Genomic DNA, 6053 nt, shown 5'->3' on the forward strand with positions numbered 1-6053 from the left:
CCGACCTTCGCCGATGCGATCCTCGACAGGTTGGTGCATCACGCCCACCGGATCGCGCTCGACGGCCCCTCCATGCGCAAAACCCCGCGACCTGGGATAGTCGCCGACACCGATGAGGCCGCACAATGATCTTCACTGCGCGCTCTGGCTTTGCCCACAGGGCCCACCCACGCGCCCGCCGCGGGCATTGACCCAGGCGTGAAAATCACGTCATGAATAAATTGCCTTCCAGATCACCTCACGGGGGTGGCTAAATGTCATGAAATGACTGGCCACATGTTCGTGGAACAGGTGGCCAAGTGCCGTGGAACACGCAAATGCGGCACAAATACGCGGCAGGTCCAGCTTTCGCTTCATTTCGCGCGACCAGATCGCGCAGGTCGCGCTGTGCACGGAAGTTCTCTGCGGCCTCTGCTGGCGGGGTGTTTCCGATGCGGCCAAGCAGGCGGCGGGTGGTTGAACCAGCCAACCCATCCAAGGGTGGCAATTTCCAGATCCTGCCTGTTGCGCCCCAGGCCATGGCGATGGACCAGAGAGGTGGGCGCCTCAATTACGGCAAAAGCTTGCCATTGGCATTGGGTTTTCCATGCATCTGACCCGAATTGTCCAACTTTGGCCCGATCTTTGACAACTTCGGATGGCAGCAATCAGTCACGCTGTGACGCGTCCCCGGCGGTTGAGGAGACTGAAATGATGCATATGACTGTTGCCGAACCGCAGATCGCAGTGGGCTTACGCCCTGTTGTTAGCGCATGCCAAACAGGGCGCAAATTCGCACAAAACTGGATCCAACAGGTGAAAGTTCTGGCCCTCTGCGGAATGACGTCAACGGGGCTGTTTTTGTCCACCACGGCGGCTCAAGCCAGCGAAGGTGTTTTTCTGGCCTCGCGCATGACTGTTGCCGCCCCGGCAGGCGCAACGGACCTGTGCACGACATATAGGTGGGCTTGCGCGCGCGCTGATGTTGCGGTGCAAATCAGCGCAGAACAACTTGCTTTTGCTGCGGTTCTGAACCGCCAGATCAACCGCGATGTGCGGTCAATCTCTGACCAAACCCAATACCGACGGCCGGAACATTGGGCATTGCCGACCTCACGCGGCGGCGATTGCGAGGATTTTGCCCTTCTCAAAAAGAAAAAGTTGATCGAGGCGGGTGTGAATCCGCAAAATCTGTTGGTTGCGACTGTGCTGGACCGCGACCGCAATGCCCATGCCGTTCTGGTTATACGGACCCCTCAAGGGGATTATGTCCTCGACAACCTGCACAACCGTATTTTGCACTGGCAAAGCACCGGATATACATTTCTACGGATGCAAAACCCTGATAATCCTGTCGAATGGACGGCGGTTCTGGCTGGTGGCATCATTAAAAATGACAATGCAGTCGCCACCGCGCGGTAAACTGCTGCCTCATCCGGTTGCATTCTCCCGTTGGGTCACTTCTCTGGCACCATTCAGCGCTGCGACCCTTGCTGATGATCAGCTGCCTATACCTTTCAAGACTCCGGGCTTGTTTCAGGTATGTCCCCGCAAAAGCGGCGATCAAAGTTGCGCAAATGCACGTGCCCGACCGCCACGAGACATAGAAAACAGGGGGTTGCCCGACTGCATCCAGCGCATCGCGCCTCTTGTCGTCTGATGACCAAACGCCGTTTCGATTTGGCTTTCGCTGGGCTTTCCCGGTTGACGATGCACCTACCGGGATGAAGGTATTTTCAGATCCAGACCACAATTCCAGATGACGCGCAATTAACCTTTGTCTTGCTTGCCCGGCGCTGTTCCACCCTTTCCGGGTGTTGCATTATCATTTGAGTTAGGTGAATTTCCACCTTTTCCGGGGGGTGTAAAACCGCCACCGCCCGTATTACCGCCACCGCCCGTATTACCGCCACCGCCCGTATTACCGCCACCGCCTGTATCACCGCCGCCGCCTGTATCGCCGCCGCCGCCTGTATCGCCGCCGCCGCCTGTATCGCCGCCGCCGCCCGTATTACCGCCACCGCCTGTATCGCTGCCGCCGCCTGTATCGCCGCCGCCCGTATCACCGCCACCGCCTGTATCGCTGCCGCCGCCAGTATCACCGCCTGTCACATCAGAGGGTGTGGCAATCGTTGCTGTCGCAAGGTCCGAAAAGGCCAAGACGAGATCTGGGCATTGCTCAATCCAGAGAAGAAAATTGGCGTCAAAGTTCGGATCGCTGCGGATCTGGGCAACGACGGCAGGCGTCAGATCGTCAAGGTCAAGGTCGCAGAAATAGACTTCCCTCTGCACGGGCTGTGTGCAGGCGGCAATCAAAAGCAAGACACCGCTTGCCGTTGTCAGTTTGAGGATCGTTTTACGGTTACTAAACATCTCGCCACTCCTAAATACTTATCGGCAAAAGCCGACAAAACGGTCCCAAAGCACGTTGGACGGCACGATATCAGCGAAATAGACGAAGTGGAAATAAAATCGGGCAAAAAGGTGTCAAAAGCATGTCGCAATAAAACGTCCCTGAATTCTAAATCATTGGTGGCTTCACCTTGCTAATTTTATTGCCGCGTCAGATATCATCGCTTGCAGAGATCGCTTTCCCAGCCATAGGTGATATAAATAACAATTTAATATCAATGATTTAGGGCATTATCACCGCTTTGCTGGCATGGGGCTTTGTACCCTTTATCCCAATTTGTTGGCAACCGGTTCCTGGCCGATCTAAAATCACCACACTGCCGCGACAAGGCCACGATTGCGCCTTATTTTTTGGATGACACAGTTGACGGTTTGAAAATGCTATTGTTGCCGTTCCGTCTTTAATACGAAAATTCCAAATGGATTTTTTACGTTTGCTAACTTATCCGGCATCAGGTCAAAGAATCGGTGTTTTTCCACTTTCGGTAAAGCAGCGTTTGGTCGCGCTTTCAAAAGGGGGATGTGTCAATCGGCATGCAATTTTGACCCCATATCGGAGCCCAAAAATGACCCCCATTTTGCGTCATGTCAGCTGGCCCGATGCGGTGTAGCCTTTATCTCGCGCAGCCGCATGGGGTCAACGGTTTGTGGGTGAGTGGCTTATTTTGAAGCGCCCGCCTTCGTTGCCGACCTCGACGATGTCGCAATGATGGGTAAGGCGATCAAAAAGTGCGATGGTCAGCCAACCGTGGGATGAATAAGAGCGCATTTCATTGTCATAGCCATGCACCCATACCCTGACGTGTCTCAGCGCCTGTCTCAAATGCGGTCAGATAGACGGGCAGATGGCATGGATCATCGTGGATGGGACATCCATCAGCATCGAGAAGAAGCCCGACGCCCAGATCCCGGCAGACAGCGTCGCCATATCGATACGTTCGGTGCGCGGCAATCAGACGGGCTGATTGGCCTTTCCGGCGACCGGCGCAGTTGCCCTGTCCGACAGCGCATCTTCGCGCGGGGCGATGCGCAGCGCGCGCAGTGCGTTCAGGATCACGGCAACATCGATCACCTCTTGCAGTAGGGCGCCCTGCACCGGTGTCAGATAGCCATAGGCGGCGGCGATCATGCCCAGCACCGAAAGACCGATCCCCGCAACGACACTTTCCACCGCAATCCGGCGCGCGGCGCGCGCAATTTCGATCCCCGGGCCCAGCCGGTCGATCCGATCCACCAGCAGGACCACATCGGCGGCCTCGGCCGAGGCCGCTGCCCCCCGCGCGCCCATGGCGACGCCCACATCGGCAGCCGCCAGCGCGGGCGCGTCGTTGACGCCGTCGCCCACCATCATGACAGGCCCGTGCTTGCGTTCGGACAGGACCAGCAGCACCTTTTGATCCGGCGTCAGCCCCGCGCGCAGCCCGTCAAGGCCCAGCCCCTCGGTCACGCGCTCGGCCACATCCGCACGGTCGCCGGTGGCCAGCAGGATGCGCGAGATACCAAGGTGGCGCAGCCCGTCCAGCATGGCGCCCGCGCCCTCGCGCAGCGGGTCGGACATCACCAGATGCCCCGCCATGTGACCATCCATCGCCACGGCAACAAGGACCGATCCGGCGGCCATGGCGGGATAATCACCCATGGGCCGTCCGACGCGCCCCGCGACAAAGCCATCGCCGCCGACAATGACGCGGCGGCCTTCGACATGGCCCAGGACGCCTTCGCCTGGGATCTCCGCCACATCGGTCGGCACCGGCAGATCAAGGCCCTGCGCCTTTGCCGCGGCGACGATGGCCTGTGCCACGGGATGTTTGGAGGCCTGATCAAGTGCTGCGGCGAAACGCAGGATGTCCTGTTCGGTCATGCCCTCGCGGCTCTCGATCGCCACGATCTGCGGGCGGCCGTCCGTCAGGGTGCCGGTCTTGTCGAGGATAAGCGTGCGGATGCGCGCCATGGTTTCAAGCGGCCCTGCCCCCTTGATCAGCACGCCAAAATGCGCAGCCCGCGACAGGCCCGCCACCAGCGCCACCGGCACGGCAAGGATCAGCGGACAGGGCGTCGCCACGACCAACACCGCGACCGCCCGGATTGGATCGCCGGTGAACCACCATGCCGCAAAGGCGATGCTGACGGTCACCGCCAGAAACCCCAGCGACCAGCGGTCCGCCAGCCGTGACATCGGCGCCTTGGATGCCTGCGCCGCCTCGACCAAACGGACGATCCCGGCATAGGTGCTGTCCTTGGCCTCGCGGACAGCCGTTAGGTCAAAGGCGTCGCCTGCGTTGGTCGCGCCGCTCATGGCATCCGCCCCGCGCATGAGCCGCACCGGCATGGATTCGCCGGTCAACGCCGAGGTATCCACAAAGGCCCCGTCAGAGGCTATCGTGCCATCCACCGGCACCACATCGCCCTGCCGGATCAGCAACCGGTCGCCGGGGGCGATTTCGTCAAGTGGTACGTCTTCAAGCCCGCCGTTCCGATGCCGGGTCGCTGCGCGCGGGACGCGGGACAGCAGCGCGTGCATTTCGCGCCGGGCGCGGCCTTCGGCAAAACTTTCAAGAAAGGTGCCGCCGGAATACATCACAGCGACCACCGCCGCCGCGAGGGTTTCGCCAAAGACCAGCGCCGCCGACATGGACAACGCCGCAACAATATCCAACCCGACCTCGCCAGAACGCAAGCTGCGCAGGATCTCGATCACAAGCGCGGCAAGCGCGGGAACGACCCCGGCGACCCAGATAAGGTTCGCAATGTCGGGCTGGCCCGCAAAGTAGAATGCAAGGCCCGCAATCAGACCGATTGCGGCCAGCAGCAGGATTGCCGTCTTGAAGCGATCGGAACGGGTCGTTGTCATACGGCGCATCTCCCCTCGGCTGATGCGATTGCCGCTGGTTCGTCGGAAAAAAGCCGCCCGACTCCCACGTCCCGCGCGTTGTCATCATTATCGCGCAAGAGGAACAGCACGTCGAGTCCGCGTTTTCTTGCGCGTGCCGCGCCCCTGTCGCGCTCGGCCACCATGAGCGCCGGCCCCGGCATCGGCTTCGGCGCAGGTGCGGGCTACCACGGTAACGGAAGCAGGCGGGTCGATCAGCGGCGCGCCGCGCGCCGGGTCCATCGTGTGCGATAGGCGTTTTCCCTGCACCGCGACCCAGTGGCGGTAATCACCCGAGGTCGCCACGGCAGCGTCCTGCAACACAAGGATCGCATGGGGCGTCCGGCGGGCGATGTCCGGCGCTTCGACCGCGATGATCCACGCCGCGCCGTCCGGCCGAAGGCCCATGGCGCGCATCTCGCCGTCGATGCCGACAAGGGCGTTGCATATCCCGTGGTCGCGCAGGGTCTCGGCCAGCCGGTCCACCCCATAGCCCTTGGCGATGCCGTTCAGGTCAATGGCGATAGGCGCAGATTTACGCGCTTGGGCGCCATCGATTTCCAAAACCTCATGCGCTGTGCGACGCGGGGCGGTCATCGCCGCGTGGATGCCCAAGGGTGCGGCAGGCTCCGGCCCAAAGCCCCATGCCATCACCGCGTTGCCCATACCGATGTCGAACGCCCCGCCCGCGACGCGCCCGATCTCGAGCGCAAGATGCATGACCGCACACAGTTGATCCGGCACCGCAACCCAGTCACCTCGTTCTCGTCCTTCAGCTTTGGGCTGTAACGAT

Annotated in this window: 4 protein-coding genes and 3 pseudogenes; 2 read left to right on the plus strand and 5 right to left on the minus strand. The window is 60.7% G+C overall.

The window, feature by feature from the left end; genetic code table 11:
• On the plus strand, positions 1 to 129 hold a 129-nt coding region (locus IBX59_RS14595), incomplete at its 5' end, for an ATP-binding protein (RefSeq protein WP_296376874.1).
• A 232-nt stretch (positions 130 to 361) separates the two neighbouring features.
• Here the strand turns inward: IBX59_RS14595 and IBX59_RS14600 are convergent.
• A pseudogene (locus IBX59_RS14600) lies at positions 362 to 539 on the minus strand (IS3 family transposase); the annotation flags it as partial.
• A 151-nt stretch (positions 540 to 690) separates the two neighbouring features.
• On the opposite strand from IBX59_RS14600, the gene IBX59_RS14605 reads away from it, so the two are divergent.
• On the plus strand, positions 691 to 1401 hold the full coding sequence (locus IBX59_RS14605) for a transglutaminase-like cysteine peptidase (RefSeq protein ID WP_296376866.1): 711 nt from the start codon (positions 691 to 693) through the stop codon (positions 1399 to 1401).
• 348 nt (positions 1402 to 1749) lie between these two features.
• Here IBX59_RS14605 and IBX59_RS14610 read toward each other — a convergent pair whose 3' ends face one another.
• The 4 genes and pseudogenes from IBX59_RS14610 to IBX59_RS14625 all read right to left on the minus strand — a co-directional run.
• Positions 1750 to 2352: a hypothetical protein gene (locus IBX59_RS14610; RefSeq protein ID WP_296376869.1), complete on the minus strand. Its 603-nt coding sequence runs from the start codon at positions 2350 to 2352 to the stop codon at positions 1750 to 1752.
• 676 nt (positions 2353 to 3028) lie between these two features.
• Positions 3029 to 3133: pseudogene (locus IBX59_RS14615) on the minus strand (ATP-binding protein); the annotation flags it as partial.
• Between the two features lie 210 nt (positions 3134 to 3343).
• Positions 3344 to 5242, minus strand: coding sequence for a heavy metal translocating P-type ATPase (locus IBX59_RS14620; protein ID WP_296376871.1), 1899 nt, complete (start codon positions 5240 to 5242; stop codon positions 3344 to 3346).
• Positions 5239 to 6053 (minus strand): annotated as a pseudogene (locus IBX59_RS14625) (FAD:protein FMN transferase); the annotation flags it as partial. The pseudogene IBX59_RS14625 and the gene IBX59_RS14620, both read right to left, overlap by 4 nt.

It is taken from the genome of Yoonia sp. (assembly GCF_014859355.1).
Classification (GTDB): domain Bacteria; phylum Pseudomonadota; class Alphaproteobacteria; order Rhodobacterales; family Rhodobacteraceae; genus Yoonia.